The organism is Citrobacter sp. XT1-2-2, assembly GCF_023516235.1.
Taxonomy (GTDB): domain Bacteria; phylum Pseudomonadota; class Gammaproteobacteria; order Enterobacterales; family Enterobacteriaceae; genus Citrobacter; species Citrobacter werkmanii.
Map to the genome: position 1 here is coordinate 3,588,150 of NZ_CP097324.1, position 14,507 is coordinate 3,602,656.

Sequence of the window (14,507 nt, forward strand, 5' to 3'; positions counted from 1 at the left end):
CCAGACAGTGAATTTATCTCTGACCAAACGACTGTGGATTGGCTTTGCGCTGATGGCGGCACTGACCCTCATCAGCACGCTGGTAGGCTGGTATAACCTGCGTTTTGTCAGCCAGGTTGAGCAGGCCAATACTCAGGCGCTTATCCCGACCATGGATATGGCGCGCCAGCTCAGCGAAGCCAGCGCCTGGGAACTGTTTGCCGCGCAGAATCTGACCACCGCAGATAATGAAAACATGTGGCTGGCTCAGGGACGGATGTTAACCGCCCAAAGCCTGAAAATAACTGCATTACTGAAAACCCTTCGTGAGCAGGGTTTTGACACTTCGGCCATTGAACAACAGGAAAAAGAGATCGCCCAGTCGTTAAGCCATCAGGGGGAGATGGTTGGCGAGCGTTTGAAGCTACGCGATCAACAGCAGCAACTCAGCCAGCAAATTGTTGAGGCCACCACAGACGTAGCCGAAATGGCGCGCGGACAGGCCAATAATGCCGCCACGTCTGCGGGCGCTACTCAGGCAAGTATTTATGATCTGATCGAGGGCCGTCAGGGCCAGGCCGCTGAACAAGCGCTGGACAGGCTCATTGATATCGATCTGGAATATTATAATCAGATGAACGAACTGCGTCTGAGCGCGTTACGGGTGCAGCAAAGGGTGATGAATCTGGGGAATAACCAGGCGCAGAATAACCTGGCGGCGCTGGAAACCCAGCTCAATGCCGCCGTCAGAGTGCTTCACCGCCGACAAATTCGTATTGAGGATCCGGTGGTACGCGCTCAGGTTGCCAATACCGTCGATACGATTGGCCGTTATGTTGATCTGCTGGCCCTGTATCGTCAGGATAATGACATCACCACCCGGTTACAGATCTTATCGCAGAACAATATTGAGCAATTCACCCGTTTCAGTAGCGAAGTCAGTCAGTTGGTGGACATCATCGGCCAACGCAACCAGACCGGACTGGCGCATCTCAAACAAGCCAGCCAGCGCGGGCAAAACCTGTTGTTGCTGTTGAGCGGCGTCTCATTATGCCTGTTGATTCTCATTCTTTGGCGTGTGGTTTATCGCTCAGTCACCCGTCCGCTGGCACAGCAGACGCAGGCGTTACAGCGCCTTCTGGAAGGCGATATTGATTCTCCCTTCCCGGAAACCGCGGGTGTTCGCGAACTGGATACCATTGGTCGTTTGATGGATGCCTTTCGTACCAGCGTTCATACGCTCAATAGCCATCGTGAGCATCTGGCTGCTCAGGTTAAAGCTCGCACCGCAGAGCTTCGTTCTCTGGTATATGAACACCGACAAGCGCGCGCTGAGGCCGAAAAAGCCAACCAGGCAAAATCGGCGTTTCTTGCCGCCATGAGCCATGAAATACGCACTCCGCTGTATGGGATCCTTGGCACCGCGCAATTGCTCTCAGACAATCCTGCTCTGGCGCAGCATCGGGATAATTTACGCGCCATCACCGACTCGGGCGAGTCTCTACTGACCATCCTTAACGATATTCTGGACTATTCCGCCATCGAAGCTGGTGGTAAAAATGTAGCGATCGGCGATGAACCTTTTGAACACAAACCCTTGCTGGAAAGTTCGCTTCAGCTAATGCATGGCCGCGTCGCGAGTCGCCCCGTCGAGTTGGTAGCGGAATTTGCCGATGACGTACCCATGGCCCTACGCGGCGATCCGCGGCGCATCCGACAAATTATTACTAACTTATTAAACAACGCACTACGCTTTACCGATCATGGACACATCATCCTGCGTAGCCGGCGTGAAAACAAAGACTGGTATATCGAGGTTGAAGATACCGGATGTGGGATTGACCCCTCCCGTCAGCGCGATATTTTTCAGCCGTTTGTACAAGTCAGCGGCAAACGTGGAGGAACCGGGCTGGGACTCACCATCAGCGCAAGTCTGGCTCAGGCGATGCAGGGAGAATTGAGCGTTACCAGTACACCCGGTGTCGGGAGTTGTTTTCGCCTGCGATTACCATTACGCGCGGCCGCAATGCCCATGGTTGAATCCATCCAACACAGGGTATCGTTACAAGGTTTGCGTTTATTACTTATTGAGGATAATCCCCTCACGCAGCACATCAGCACGGAAATGCTCACTCTCAATGGTGCGCAGGTCACCTCTGCCGACAGCGCTGCTAATGCGCTAAAAATATTGCAGAAAGATGCTCGTTATGACGCTGCCCTGGTTGATTTCGATCTGCCGGATATCGACGGTATCACGCTGGCACAACAGTTAATCCGCGCGTATCCAGGGCTTAACCTGATTGGCTTTAGCGCGCACGTTATCGACGAAACGCTTAGCCAAAGAACCAGCGCCTTGTTTCTCGGCATTATTCAAAAACCGGTCCCCCGGGATGAACTCAGTCGGCTGATTACCCATTATCTGCGCGATAACGAAGCCATTTCGCAACCCCCTGGGGGGGAAAGCGCACGGTTGGACACTCAGCAATTGGCTGACGATATCCAGGCCATGGGAGTACAAAAAGTACATGAATGGTTAGCACTCTTTAAGCAACATACCCTGCCTTTATTAGATGACATTGACGCTGCACGCGCAGAAGGCGAATACGAGCAGCTAAAACACCTGGCGCATCAGCTCAAAAGCAGTTGTGCCAGCATGGGAATGCGCTCAGCCAGCAAGATGTGTGCAGCGCTGGAACAACAGCCGTTTGCGGATTTTTCACTCAGAGAGGAAGTGCAACGCAGTCTTAATGAAGTAGAAATATGGCTGGAGAAGGAAAAGTCGTAGCGGTACGCAGAAGCTAAGAATTGGGGCTTACGTTGAAATGGTACGCCCTGTAGGATTCGAACCTACGACCTACGGCTTAGAAGGCCGTTGCTCTATCCAACTGAGCTAAGGGCGCATTGTGAAGTGATAACTTCATGCAGAGAAACGCGTGAATTATACGGTCAGCGCTTGCTGAGTCAATGCCTTTTGTTTCAGTTGCTGGTGAAGTGTACGAATGTTGATTTTTTCTGGTCGTTCAAGGGTATCCAGGAAATCACCTGGTAACAACTCAGCCCGCATAGCGCCAGATTTAAGGATACATGTATTTAGAATATTTATGATTTTGCTTAACATTCCCTTACCCTCTTTCCAGCGGTTCAGGAACTCTTCAATGTTAAGTATCGCCATCAAGGAAGAAAATAGTCACTTCGAACACGGGCTGAAAATCATTATTTCCCATCTGGCAAGTCAGTGGCATCAGGAGATTAGTTTTTTGCCTGTCGAGGAGATCGATCGCGCCGACATCGCGTTTATCTCACTGGATGAAGATTGGCTCAGCGCCGAATGCTATCAGGTTCCGGTTCACACCAGGCGCCAACACCGGGTGGTGATCTGCAACAGAAACGATAAAGATAAGCTGATGTTCCGGCCCTGCCTGTACATGTTGCCACTGATCTATCGGGAAGATGACGTTGACGAGATCACCAAAAAATTAGTCCTCATCTTGCAAAAACGCGCGTTACGCAACAGCGTACCGGCGACTATCTGCCATTACTGTACCACCCGCAACTTTTCTATTGCAGAGCGCCAGTTCTTAATGTTTCTTGCCAGCGGATATACGTTAGCCGAAACCGCTCACCTGCTCTCAATCAGCGATATCCATGCCAAAGCAACCCGTCGCAGCATTATGAAAAAGCTGCACGTGAAAAACGATCAGCAATTCTTAAGATACATCCGTGCGCATCTGAACTTTCTACAAAATTAGGTGGAACCTCTCCGCCTAATTTTTTATTGAGAAATATCTCACCATCAATTAAGTATCGGCTCCTACTGTACCTGGCAGCTGACTGCCAGAATAATCCAGTCATACAATTCATGAGGTAACCGAAAGGTACACCCGGTAATATTTTAACTAACCCCAGAGAGAGGTTGAACTGGATAAAACGATCTTTTGGGCATTGAGTAAGACATCAGAAAACTTCCGGCAGATTATTCTGATGGGATACTCAATTGCCAGTCTGGTGATTGTTGAAGACATTGAAACCCAACGGCACAAGGGAACTCACCGTCGCGCTGGAAAAATTTGGGTCAGGGATGTTTGTTGTCAGCAATTTATCCAGAGCTGCCGCAACAGAAATGGAATGGAAACGGATGCACAGCGCAAAACGCCGGGAACGACATCGCCGTATACGAAACGCTAACTGTACCCATCAATATCCCCACTGTACCTCACAAGTATTCGACCAAATCGAGTATCTGGCGCAAAAAATCGAATACACCATACCGGGCGATACTATATCTCAGGCGATTATTACAGGGGACTATTATCTTGCCTATACACTGAGCCGCCATTTATTCTCAGGCACGCGCACCGCGATCTTCCGGTCCATTGAATCGGCGCTGGTCTGCCTGCAAAAGTCGGTCATTAGTCAGTTAGTGGTTGATATGGAAGGCTTAACAAGCTCTTACTTCGATATTCTTCAGTACCTGCGCCAACTACTTAAACAGCGGAATGATATCCAAATCTTCATATTGCTTTCCAGTCATGATGAAGATCTTAAAACCTTTATATCACTGTCTGGCCCATTTTATATCTTATCACGCAGTCTACACCTCCCAGAGATGCGTCAGGCGTTATTATCCCCGGTGCTAAATTATATTCATTCGAGGCGCATAAAGCAGGTCGATTGGGAGATGGTGACCTTACTTTTACAAGGTAACTCCTTAAAAAAGATTGCTCAGTTACAGACACAACCCTACCACCGCATCATCTATCGCCTGAACCAGTTGATTACCCGCCTGGGATTACCAAACCGGCAGCGCTTTTTGCATCTGATACATCGTCTAAACGTTACCTCTCATCATTTAATTTAACACCATAACCCTATGTCCAGTAAGATTTTTTAGGAAATTACTTATTTTAGCATGAGAAAATTGATCCAATTTTCACAAATATTTAATATTTACAACTATTCCTGGTATTATAGAGACCACCTCTTCCACACTTAACCTTACTGTTTCTGCGTACATCGCTCGAAAATAGTGCTCCCGCTGACTTAACAAAACCTAAACAATTAGCTTATTGTATCGTTTTTACTATTTAAAATAAATTTTCAATCTGCCATAATTCGAACCACATATAAATAATGCCAATAGTCATTAACACATCTGGATCTTTCAGAACATCCTAACTGCCATTAACGTTCGGGATGTTGTAAGTCTTTTCCGAAAGAGCGGAGCAGGTATAATCCTCACTGTTTCCTGATTAATTGTTAGTTTTTCCAGTGTGAAATGGATGTTCCACAAATTCATTGTTCTGTAGAAGAACAACCGAATAAACAAGGACGAAATAGTATTTATTCGGTTCTCCTCAGAACAACTCTTGGCTATTTGACAATATTATAACGCCTGATGTTTTATCAAATTCGCAAGATACGCAAACAGTTTGAGGCATACAACAATGAAACCAGCATCCGTTATCATTATGGACGAACACCCTATTGTCAGAATGTCGATAGAAGTACTCCTCGAAAAAAACAGTAATATTCAGGTTGTGCTGAAAACCGATGACAGCCGCGCGGCAATAGAACATCTACGCACGTACCCTGTCGATCTTGTCATCCTGGATATTGAACTGCCTGGCTCTGATGGCTTTACATTACTCAAGAGAATAAAATCATTGCAGGAGAATACTCGGGTGCTATTTCTGTCTTCAAAATCTGAGTCTTTTTATGCCGGGCGCGCTATTCGCGCTGGGGCAAATGGTTTTGTCAGTAAACGAAAGGATCTAAATGATATCTACAATGCGGTAAAAATGATTTTATCAGGATATTCTTTTTTCCCTTCGGATACACTGAACTTTATTAACAATGTAAATGTGCAAAAAGGTGTATTAAATGATATGCCGCTCTCTAACCGCGAGGTGACGGTTTTACGTTATCTGGCAAACGGGCTATCCAACAAGGAAATTGCTGAGCAGTTGCTACTCAGTAATAAAACGATTAGCGCTCACAAAGCTAATATCTACTCCAAGCTCGGTTTGCATACCATCGTTGAACTGATCGACTACGCCAAAATGCATGAATTAATGTAACAACACTCCCGGCGAGGTGTCGTTCGGGAGTGTTTTGTCAGCGCAATGATCAGTTATAGTTAATCATAAACGTGGCATCGGCCCTGGCGACCCCGGGCTGCACCCCATCAGCCAGCGCGATATAGTTGGCAAAAAAAGTCAGCGTGGCATTGCCATTCTCATCAATACCGACGGTCTGGCTGGCCTGCTCAAGCGGCAATCGCGTCCGGTCGCTATCGCGCAGCTCAATCGCCACCTTTTGCGCCATAAGCGCGTTATCGAGCGCCAGTAGCGTAGTACCTGGGGCCGGGGTCCCGGAGAACGTTATCGACGCGGATCCCGGCGGACAGCCTTCAAGCTTCAGCTTAAACGAGACCGGTTGGGTGGTGTCTCCGCTGTTCTGTAACTGCTTTGTCGGCCAGGTGCCTAAATCAACCGACTTATTGCTGTCGCTGGCAATCACCGCGCAGGTAAAATCCACCACGTTACCGCGCAGTTCAATATTGATTTCTCCCAGCGACGAGGCGGCCTGGCATAACGCGCTGAATGCCAGCATCGGCATAATCGCCAGAAATGCCCATGCGGCGGGCTTTTGCTTATTAGTCATAGTCCACTCGCAGATAGCCACGGGCAGTAAAAGGTCCTTCCGTGGGTTTATTACCCGTCACGCTGACCGGCCATGTCCGGATCCCAACACTCGCCGCGGCGTTGTCGTCCAGTTGAAATGGAATAGTGCTGGACAGATTGTTAGGCGTTAGCGGATTACCGCTGCTGTCGGCAACAATGAAACCTAAATCCGGGTTGTTTGAAACCATCATTTGCCCGGAGGCTTTCTCCGCTTCTACCCGCATGGTCAAGTAGGCCTGAGCGGCAACGTTGGTGCATTTTATGGCCACCGTTTTAGTCTGCGGATTGATGCCTTCGGGCTTGTTGCCCCCGCCCGCCTTGCTAAACAGCGATGCGCCAATATCGCCAAAATCAAACTCGACAATCTGCCCGGCGTTCACTTCGCAGTTTTGTGGAACCTCCACCTTACCGCTGTAGCTAATGGTGTAAACCGGCGTACTCAGCGCATCTCCGGTACTGGTGGTGACATAGACTCTGAACATCGTCTGCCGGGGAATAGGCACCATATTAATAAATGAGCGGATCACTTTGAGTTTAAACACCAGCTTTGAATCCATTACGCCAAAAGGTTGCTGCTTCGGCACGTTAGGGTGAGTCCCCATGCGGATATAGTTACGCGGGGGATAAAACAACCCGGCGTAACTGTCGGTGATGCTCATAGCCCCCAGCAGGTAGTCATTGAGTTTCAGGTACTGAAAACCGCCCTCGGTACTTTGAACCGGAAGTTCAGTGACATAGCTTCGATAGGTATAATCCACCGTCGTCCCTGCCGGACAGGTGGCATTAACGCCAATCCAGCCTGATTTTTCCGGCAACGTCACCACCTGTCCCGGCTGGTTGTTGCTGCTGTTAAAGACATTCGACAGATCGTAAAAAACATCCGTTGGTGTGCCATTCGAATTTTGGCAGACCGTTGCCCAGGACGGTTGCGCCATCAGCAGTAACGCGCTTGCCAGTAACAAACCTGTTTGTCGTTTCATCGTATTATTCCCGTCGTGCCGCTGGTGATTCGCACGTCACATTCGTGAGCGTCACCGCCTGTTTCAGGCTCTCTTCAGGCAAGGCATAATGCGCCACGCAACGAGCTTTTGCGCCTTCCCCCCATTGGATCAGCAACTCGCCTTTAAGCGGCAGGCCGCTCAGGTAAATTTGCCCGTCTTCACCCACCATACTGGTCACGCCGCTGGTGTTTTCACGTACCACGGAGCCAAATGGCACAGGTTTACCGGCATATTTCGCCGTCATCAGCGCCCGCACACCGATACGTGTATCAAACGCCGCTCGCACCAATGCTCCTTGCGTTGGCACGACGCTGCTGACGTTGTTTTCCACATCGGTATTGTTGTTCATCGAATTGGTGTCTAACGCGACGCGGTTATAGCGATAGACGGTGGCATACGGCATCACCGCGTATCCACGCCAGTCGGTCTGCACGCCGGTCTGGTTTTCTATCCGCACGCCCTGAGCGCCTGGCGCTTTGATCAACACATTGGTATCGCCGAGCGGCTGACTAAGCGTAATGCCGTCCTCATGTCCTATCACACCGCCGGCGAGCTGCCAGTTGTAGTCATGCTGGTCGCGGTCGTAGTTGTATCCCACGCCCAGCGTGCCATAGGCCGCCTGCCAGTTAGCGCTGGCGTTTCCGCTGTAACCATTAGTACTGCTGTGACCCTGATTCACGCTATAGCTCAGGTTACGGCCATCCAGCAACGTACCGCCGATCCCGCTCTGCCAGCTATTTTGTCCGTTGCTATTGCGGTTGGCATTAAAGGTGGCGTAGGTGCGATCGAAGGCATTATCACGCGAGTAACGCCGCCCGCTCAGCAGGCTGAACGGGATTGACATATTGAACGCCATAATGCGGTCGGTGTCGGAGATGCCGACTGATTCATTCCACGACCAGGAGAGTGAATAGCTAATCCCCTGCCAACCACTGGCATAGCCCAGTTGATACCAGGTATTGGTGTCTGAGGTATTCCAGTACGTTTGCTGGCTACCTGAGATATACAGCGATCCGTAATCCCCCAGATTCTGCGAAATGTTGATCTGAAAACGGCCTTTCTTGCTGTAGCTCAGATTGTGGTAACTCTTCACATCCGGCACGTCGTGGCGATTGCCTTCGCTGTCGTATTCGTACTCATAGCCTTCCATACTGCGATACGCGACGTCGTCGAGGGTATAGAAACCACGCGTAGAGTAGCGGTAGCCCAACAGCTGAAAGTTAGTGCCAAAATTGTTCAATGACTTCGCATACAGGAAACGCAGAGACTGCCCCTGGTGCGTACTGTCATCCGCCAGTTGGCTGCGCGCATGGGTTAAATCGACGGAAACTGCCCCCCAATCCCCCAGATTTCGGCCAGTACCTAAAACCACCGCAGTGTAACGTGAGGCTAACTGCGTACCACCATAAGCGGTATACCCCTCTGGTAACCCGGCGATTAATGTTCCCTGGAAAAAGAACGGTGAGGATTGCTGGCTATTGCCGCTGCGAAAATCCCCGGCAACTACGTCATACTTGAAACGCCCTTCTCGCTGTAACAACGGAACCGTGGAGTACGGCACCGTATAGCGCTGCTGGCTACCGTCTTTCTCATCCACCGTCACCTCAAGGTCACCGCTGGAGGAGGTCGGGTTAAGATCGGTTATCGCAAAAGCGCCCGGTGAAACATAACTTTGATAAATCACGTAGCCATTCTGACGAATAGTCAGTTTCGCTGCGGTACGCGCAATGCCACGTACGGTAGGCGCGTAGCCTTGTAAGCTGTCGGGATACATGCTGTCTGAGGAATAGAGTCGCGCGCCACGAAAACCGACGCTGTCAAAAACGTCATTTCCGGTATTGCTGTCGCCCATCACCAGTTCACCCTTCAGCGGGATAACCGCGCGCTGAAGCCATGTACCGATGTTTTTCCAGCTTTGTGAATGGTATCCGTCACCTTTGGAATAGCTCCACGCGCCGTTGTTCCTTAGCCGCCAGGGTCCATAGTTCAGGCCACTCAACATGCTCAGGAAATAGCTGTCAGTATCGCTCCCACGGCTGCCGGTAAAGTTATAGTTAATCAGCGCCGCCGGGATCCCTTCATCCCATTCGTCCGGTGGAATGTAGCCGCGCGCGCTGTTTAACATCGACGCCTGCGGCAGACTGATGTTTAAGCGCAAAGTAGAAAAATCAAAGGCAATTTCACTGCCGGGAATCGCCTCAGGCAAATTGATACAGGTCGCGTTCGGATCCTGACTGAGTGCCGGAAACGCGGCAATATTAACGCCCAGGCGTTTTACCCAGTCGAGTCCAAAGCATGGCATCAGTCCGCCAGACTTCTCCCCTGCCTTTCCCGCACTGCTGGCAAAATGAATGTCCTGGGTAGCAACGAATTCATCATTGCGCCAGATATCCACACGATAAACGCCTTCAGGCTGATGATTACCTTTTTCAAAACGTGATAAATCCGCCACGGTTGCCGTATCCGCAGATAAAAATGCCGGATTGAAATAGCTTTCCCCATGGCTTAAAGAGGGAAAAAGCGCCGCCAGCGTGGACAACGCCACCCCCGCCAGCGGTGGCGTAACCCCCGGTAACAGGTCAGGAAAATACGTTGTCTTATTCATCGTTATCTCAACGCACGCTTACCGTTTGAGCGGTGGTCACCGCGCCATAATCATTGACCGTCTGGAAGGTAACGTTGCCCTGTACGCCCGTTGGCAGCAGCACCTGCGTATCGCTTTTTGGCGCAACCATGACGTTATCGATCTTCGTTTTCCCCACAGTGAGGTTGACCAGAGTGACGTAATACGCAGACGGATTGTTGATTTTCAGGTGGTTGCCGGAACGGGAAAACTGCAGCATGCCGGGGGCATCTTCCGGGATGTGCGGCAGATTATTTGGGCGGACAAAAAGTTTAATGCGCGACAAAATCGCCAGTTGCAGAACGTTTTTACCCTCAAGGCTGTTCTTGTTGACTGACGGAATGGCTTTCACGTTCATCCAGAACAGCGATTCACGGTCTTTTGGCAGCGGCGCGCCTGCGTAGATGATACGCAACGTGTTTTCACTTTTAGCCTCACTGACAAACAACGGAGGCGTCACGACAAACGATTTTTCTTTAACCCCTGCGCTATTCTCGATCCATGAATTTACCAGGTAACGTTCTTTGGTATCGCTATTGCTAATAGACAGCGAAGTTTGCTTGGCATCAGCTGGATAAATAACACGGGTAGCGCCTAATGCAATGCCGCCGGCTGCCTGCACACTGGCAGCAGAAAATAAGGCCAGTAAAAGGATAAAACCTGATTTTAGATTATTAAACATAGCTACAAATACCTTTGATGCGATTATCGTTGGGAAATAAATCAGGGATAAACCAACGTAAACCACACGTCTGAACGAAGTATTCCCGGTGTGATATTTTCCGAGACGGCCCGATAGCGAGCAGTGAAATGAAACGTCATCTCTTGGGTGATAATCGGCGCGTAATGAAGCGGTAGCGCATTAGGAATTATTTGCCGTTGTCGCTCGTCAAATAACGCCAGACCAACCCCCGAAGATGCAGACGCATCGCCGCTGGCCAGAAAAACCTGCGGATCTTCCGCTGGCGTCACACCGGAAAACGCAATCCCGACGTGGTCATAAACATCAGAACTGCACGACGTTAATCGCAGTGAAAACGGTACGCTGGTAGAGGCAAAGCTTCCCGTTCCGGAGAAGGCATTGGTACGATATTGCCCCATTTGCACCCGCAAATTCTGGCTGTCGGTGGCGACCGTACAGGCGCCGTTAACGAGCTGTCCCCGTAAGTGGAGGCGCCCGCTTTCCAGTATTACCGTATGAGCAAGCGCAGGCATTACGCACAGCATTCCCGCCAGCGCCACGCCTTTCCCTATCATCTGCCGCATCCTTTTTCATCCCCGGATATTGCCTCATCCAATGAGGCGAACATCATCCTTGCGCGAATCTGAACGGCTTATTCGTACTTCATGATAAACGTCGCGTCGGCATTCGCCTGACCCGGCGTAGCGCTGGTCGCGGTCGCTTTATAACGGGCAGAGAAACGCAGGGTGTTGGTCCCTTCTACCAGCGCCTGAGCGGTAGAGAAGGTTGCTCCATCCGGCTTCAGCGCGGTGGACGTATTGTCCAGAATTTCAATCCCTACACCGCCCGCGGTAGTGCTGTTATCCGAGGAGGAAACGGCCAGCAGGTTATTGTTAGTGATGTCGGTCTGGCCAGAGAAAGCAACCGCGGCGGTCGCAGCCACTTTCGGGTCGCAGTCGTTCAGTACGATAGTGAACGGGATTTGTGCCGTGGTATCACCGACTGCAGTAAAACTGGCGGTACGATACTGGCCTAACGTAACAACCTGATCGGATGACTGAGTGCTGACGGCACAGGCTGCATTGACCAGTTCACCTTCAAAATGAACAGTACCGCCGCTAACGCTTACCGGATCGGTCGCCGCCGGATCGGCCGCAACCGCTGCACCCGCGACTAACATCAGGCTGGCAATAACAGAAGAGGCTATTAATTTACGTTTCATGGATTTCCCTTGAATTACACACATCCGGCTCCGGCGTCCTGCGGGATCCGTTTGAATCATTATCGACATTAAATGTCAGGCGAATTATCTCTGCATCCTGTAAAGATATATATCGCAAGAGAATTAGCTAACCTTTACCCAACTCTCCGAGTATTTGATTCACTAATTAATCTTCGCGAATATGACTATTTCGTCACAGCGTTAAATTAAACATTTAAATTAATGAAAAATACCTGCAAATCCTTTTAATGGCCCTGGCTAATTCTTATTGGGATCCAGGAAAAATCCGAGTAAAAATGAGGTAAAGACATCATAATCAAACGTAACAGACTGGTTTATGGTGCATTAACCTTGAAAACACCAGGGTGATGAGTTGTTTCATTGACGTTAAATTTAATTAGCATGATCATGAATGATGCGCAGGGCTTCAGCGACTGAACTGCCCCTGCTCACTGACCGCTCTCCCCGCGATCGCACGTAAAAACGCAAACGAAAACTGACAGCACGTTCTGCTTCTGACAAAATAGTGACATCCCCTTCGATTTAACGTAACAGATGGAATCCTCTCTCTGATGGCAGCAAAGATTATTGACGGTAAAACGATTGCGCAGCAGGTGCGCTCTGAGGTTGCTCAAAAAGTTCAGGCGCGTTTAGCGGCTGGATTACGCGCCCCGGGCCTGGCTGTTGTGCTGGTAGGCAGCAACCCGGCTTCGCAGATTTATGTCGCGAGTAAACGCAAAGCCTGTGACGAAGTGGGGTTTGTCTCCCGCTCTTATGACCTGCCTGAAACCACCAGCGAGGCGGAGCTTCTTGAGCTGATCGATACGCTCAACGCAGATACCACCATCGACGGTATCCTGGTACAACTGCCATTACCGGCAGGTATCGACAACGTTAAGGTGCTGGAACGTATCGCACCAGATAAAGACGTAGACGGTTTCCACCCGTATAACGTTGGTCGTCTGTGTCAACGCGCGCCGCGTCTGCGTCCATGTACTCCGCGCGGGATTGTCACTCTGCTTGAGCGTTACAACATCGATACCTATGGTCTGAACGCCGTAGTGATTGGCGCTTCAAATATTGTCGGTCGCCCAATGAGCATGGAGCTGCTGCTGGCTGGTTGCACCACTACGGTCACCCACCGATTCACCAAAGATCTGCGTCGCCACGTAGAGTATGCGGACCTGCTGATTGTTGCTGTCGGCAAACCGGGCTTTATACCCGGCGAGTGGATCAAAGAAGGTGCGATTGTGATTGATGTCGGCATCAACCGTCTGGAGAATGGTAAAGTAGTGGGCGATGTGGTCTTTGAAGATGCAGCCGCACGTGCGTCATATATCACGCCAGTACCGGGCGGCGTAGGCCCAATGACTGTCGCCACACTTATCGAAAACACGCTACAGGCGTGTGTTGAATACCATGATGTAAAGGACGTTTAAGATGGCCACATTTTCACTGGGTAAGCACCCACACGTTGAACTCTGCGATTTGCTGAAGCTGGAAGGCTGGAGCGAAAGCGGCGCCCAGGCAAAGATCGCTATTGGCGAAGGCTTGGTGAAGGTCGATGGCGCGGTTGAAACGCGCAAACGCTGTAAAATCGTTGCCGGACAGACCGTCAGCTTTGAAGGCCACAGCATTAACATCGTAGCGTGACCCCAAGTGCCGGATGAGGTTAACGCCCTGTCCGGCCGCTTCCCCGTCTCATTTTCAGATAATAACTTCATCCCCACTTCACAGTGAACAGTTAGCATGTCGTTTTCCCACATGAAGCGAACATCATGCCAACCATCGTTACTCACGCGGCCGTTCCACTCTGTTTAGGATTAGGTCTCGGACTTAAAGTCATCCCCCCACGATTACTGTTTACTGGCGTCATTCTGGCGATGCTGCCGGATGCCGACGTGCTGTCATTTAAGCTTGGCGTCGCCTACGGCAACGTGTTTGGCCACCGTGGATTTACCCACTCACTGCTGTTCGCCTTTGTCGTGCCGCTACTTTGCGTATTGATTGGCCGACGATGGTTTAAAGCCGGATTGATTCGCTGCTGGCTATTCCTGACAGTTTCACTGCTATCGCACAGTGTGCTGGATTCTGTCACCACCGGCGGCAAAGGCGTCGGCTGGCTGTGGCCGTGGTCGGATGAACGCTTTTTCGCGCCGTGGCAGGTGATTAAAGTCGCGCCGTTCGCGCTGTCACGCTACGCGACCCCTTACGGGCATCAGGTGATTATTTCGGAATTATTATGGGTGTGGCTACCGGGAATGATGATGATGGGTGTGCTGTGGTGGTATCGAAAATATTAATCTGCCGGATGCGA

The 14,507-nt window shown here is 50.5% G+C and carries 14 protein-coding genes and 1 tRNA gene; 7 read left to right on the plus strand and 8 right to left on the minus strand.

Annotated elements, in window-relative coordinates:
- Positions 1 to 7: 7 nt before the first annotated feature.
- Positions 8 to 2,764 carry a TMAO reductase system sensor histidine kinase/response regulator TorS gene (gene torS / locus M4I31_RS17190; RefSeq protein ID WP_217808886.1) on the plus strand — a complete coding sequence of 919 codons (2,757 nt, stop codon included), beginning with the start codon at positions 8 to 10 and terminating at the stop codon, positions 2,762 to 2,764.
- A gap of 38 nt (positions 2,765 to 2,802) precedes the next feature.
- Here the strand turns inward: torS and M4I31_RS17195 are convergent.
- Positions 2,803 to 2,879: transfer RNA gene (locus M4I31_RS17195), tRNA-Arg, on the minus strand.
- A 38-nt stretch (positions 2,880 to 2,917) separates the two neighbouring features.
- Positions 2,918 to 3,097 (minus strand): hypothetical protein, encoded by a 180-nt coding sequence (locus M4I31_RS17200; RefSeq protein ID WP_069324008.1) that lies wholly within the window; start codon positions 3,095 to 3,097, stop codon positions 2,918 to 2,920.
- 37 nt (positions 3,098 to 3,134) lie between these two features.
- Here M4I31_RS17200 and fimW point away from each other — a divergent pair, with 37 nt between their 5' ends.
- The 3 genes from fimW (at position 3,135) to fimZ (ending at position 6,056) form a co-directional block, all read left to right on the plus strand.
- Entirely contained in the window at positions 3,135 to 3,728 is a 594-nt protein-coding gene (gene fimW, locus M4I31_RS17205) for a fimbria biosynthesis transcriptional regulator FimW (protein WP_085047585.1), read from the plus strand.
- Positions 3,729 to 4,114: 386 nt separating this feature from the next.
- Positions 4,115 to 4,837: a fimbriae Y protein gene (locus tag M4I31_RS17210; protein WP_085047586.1), complete on the plus strand. Its 723-nt coding sequence runs from the start codon at positions 4,115 to 4,117 to the stop codon at positions 4,835 to 4,837.
- A 586-nt stretch (positions 4,838 to 5,423) separates the two neighbouring features.
- Positions 5,424 to 6,056 carry a fimbria biosynthesis transcriptional regulator FimZ gene (fimZ, locus tag M4I31_RS17215; RefSeq protein WP_038638509.1) on the plus strand — a complete coding sequence of 211 codons (633 nt, stop codon included), beginning with the start codon at positions 5,424 to 5,426 and terminating at the stop codon, positions 6,054 to 6,056.
- 49 nt (positions 6,057 to 6,105) lie between these two features.
- Here fimZ and sfmF read toward each other — a convergent pair whose 3' ends face one another.
- The 6 genes from sfmF to fimA all read right to left on the minus strand — a co-directional run bounded on the left by sfmF (position 6,106) and on the right by fimA (position 12,190).
- Complete coding sequence (gene sfmF / locus M4I31_RS17220) at positions 6,106 to 6,642, minus strand: fimbria assembly protein (protein ID WP_085047587.1); 537 nt, start codon at positions 6,640 to 6,642, stop codon at positions 6,106 to 6,108.
- Positions 6,635 to 7,642: a type 1 fimbria D-mannose specific adhesin FimH gene (gene fimH, locus M4I31_RS17225; RefSeq protein ID WP_085047588.1), complete on the minus strand. Its 1,008-nt coding sequence runs from the start codon at positions 7,640 to 7,642 to the stop codon at positions 6,635 to 6,637. Before fimH ends, sfmF begins: the two co-directional genes overlap by 8 nt.
- Positions 7,643 to 7,646: 4 nt before the next feature.
- On the minus strand, positions 7,647 to 10,268 hold the full coding sequence (locus M4I31_RS17230; RefSeq protein WP_085047589.1) for a fimbrial biogenesis usher protein: 2,622 nt from the start codon (positions 10,266 to 10,268) through the stop codon (positions 7,647 to 7,649).
- Between the two features lie 7 nt (positions 10,269 to 10,275).
- Positions 10,276 to 10,968: a type 1 fimbria chaperone FimC gene (fimC, locus tag M4I31_RS17235; protein WP_038638498.1), complete on the minus strand. Its 693-nt coding sequence runs from the start codon at positions 10,966 to 10,968 to the stop codon at positions 10,276 to 10,278.
- A 41-nt stretch (positions 10,969 to 11,009) separates the two neighbouring features.
- The gene (gene fimI, locus M4I31_RS17240) at positions 11,010 to 11,543 is read right to left on the minus strand and encodes a type 1 fimbrial protein subunit FimI (RefSeq protein WP_085047590.1); all 534 of its coding nucleotides are present in this window, start codon (positions 11,541 to 11,543) and stop codon (positions 11,010 to 11,012) included.
- 77 nt (positions 11,544 to 11,620) lie between these two features.
- Complete coding sequence (fimA, locus tag M4I31_RS17245) at positions 11,621 to 12,190, minus strand: type 1 fimbrial major subunit FimA (protein ID WP_038638492.1); 570 nt, start codon at positions 12,188 to 12,190, stop codon at positions 11,621 to 11,623.
- 572 nt (positions 12,191 to 12,762) lie between these two features.
- Here fimA and folD point away from each other — a divergent pair.
- The 3 genes from folD to M4I31_RS17260 all read left to right on the plus strand — a co-directional run bounded on the left by folD (position 12,763) and on the right by M4I31_RS17260 (position 14,493).
- Positions 12,763 to 13,629 (plus strand): bifunctional methylenetetrahydrofolate dehydrogenase/methenyltetrahydrofolate cyclohydrolase FolD, encoded by an 867-nt coding sequence (gene folD, locus M4I31_RS17250; RefSeq protein ID WP_085047591.1) that lies wholly within the window; start codon positions 12,763 to 12,765, stop codon positions 13,627 to 13,629.
- A 1-nt stretch (position 13,630) separates the two neighbouring features.
- A complete protein-coding gene (gene ybcJ / locus M4I31_RS17255) occupies positions 13,631 to 13,843 on the plus strand; it encodes a ribosome-associated protein YbcJ (RefSeq protein WP_085047592.1) in 213 nt (70 codons plus the stop codon).
- Positions 13,844 to 13,968: 125 nt separating this feature from the next.
- Entirely contained in the window at positions 13,969 to 14,493 is a 525-nt protein-coding gene (locus M4I31_RS17260) for a metal-dependent hydrolase (protein ID WP_069324001.1), read from the plus strand.
- Positions 14,494 to 14,507 lie beyond the last annotated feature (14 nt).

What these genes read in the sequence shown, in the direction of transcription:
- fimZ (WP_038638509.1), top strand. Translation starts at nt 5,424, where the DNA reads ATGAAACCAGCATCCGTTATCATTATGGACGAACACCCTATTGTCAGA.
- M4I31_RS17230 (WP_085047589.1), bottom strand. Translation starts at nt 10,268, where the DNA reads ATGAATAAGACAACGTATTTTCCTGACCTGTTACCGGGGGTTACGCCA.
- M4I31_RS17210 (WP_085047586.1), top strand. Translation starts at nt 4,115, where the DNA reads ATGCACAGCGCAAAACGCCGGGAACGACATCGCCGTATACGAAACGCT.
- fimH (WP_085047588.1), bottom strand. Translation starts at nt 7,642, where the DNA reads ATGAAACGACAAACAGGTTTGTTACTGGCAAGCGCGTTACTGCTGATG.
- folD (WP_085047591.1), top strand. Translation starts at nt 12,763, where the DNA reads ATGGCAGCAAAGATTATTGACGGTAAAACGATTGCGCAGCAGGTGCGC.
- fimW (WP_085047585.1), top strand. Translation starts at nt 3,135, where the DNA reads ATGTTAAGTATCGCCATCAAGGAAGAAAATAGTCACTTCGAACACGGG.
- fimI (WP_085047590.1), bottom strand. Translation starts at nt 11,543, where the DNA reads ATGATAGGGAAAGGCGTGGCGCTGGCGGGAATGCTGTGCGTAATGCCT.
- M4I31_RS17260 (WP_069324001.1), top strand. Translation starts at nt 13,969, where the DNA reads ATGCCAACCATCGTTACTCACGCGGCCGTTCCACTCTGTTTAGGATTA.
- sfmF (WP_085047587.1), bottom strand. Translation starts at nt 6,642, where the DNA reads ATGACTAATAAGCAAAAGCCCGCCGCATGGGCATTTCTGGCGATTATG.
- ybcJ (WP_085047592.1), top strand. Translation starts at nt 13,631, where the DNA reads ATGGCCACATTTTCACTGGGTAAGCACCCACACGTTGAACTCTGCGAT.
- fimA (WP_038638492.1), bottom strand. Translation starts at nt 12,190, where the DNA reads ATGAAACGTAAATTAATAGCCTCTTCTGTTATTGCCAGCCTGATGTTA.
- M4I31_RS17200 (WP_069324008.1), bottom strand. Translation starts at nt 3,097, where the DNA reads ATGTTAAGCAAAATCATAAATATTCTAAATACATGTATCCTTAAATCT.
- fimC (WP_038638498.1), bottom strand. Translation starts at nt 10,968, where the DNA reads ATGTTTAATAATCTAAAATCAGGTTTTATCCTTTTACTGGCCTTATTT.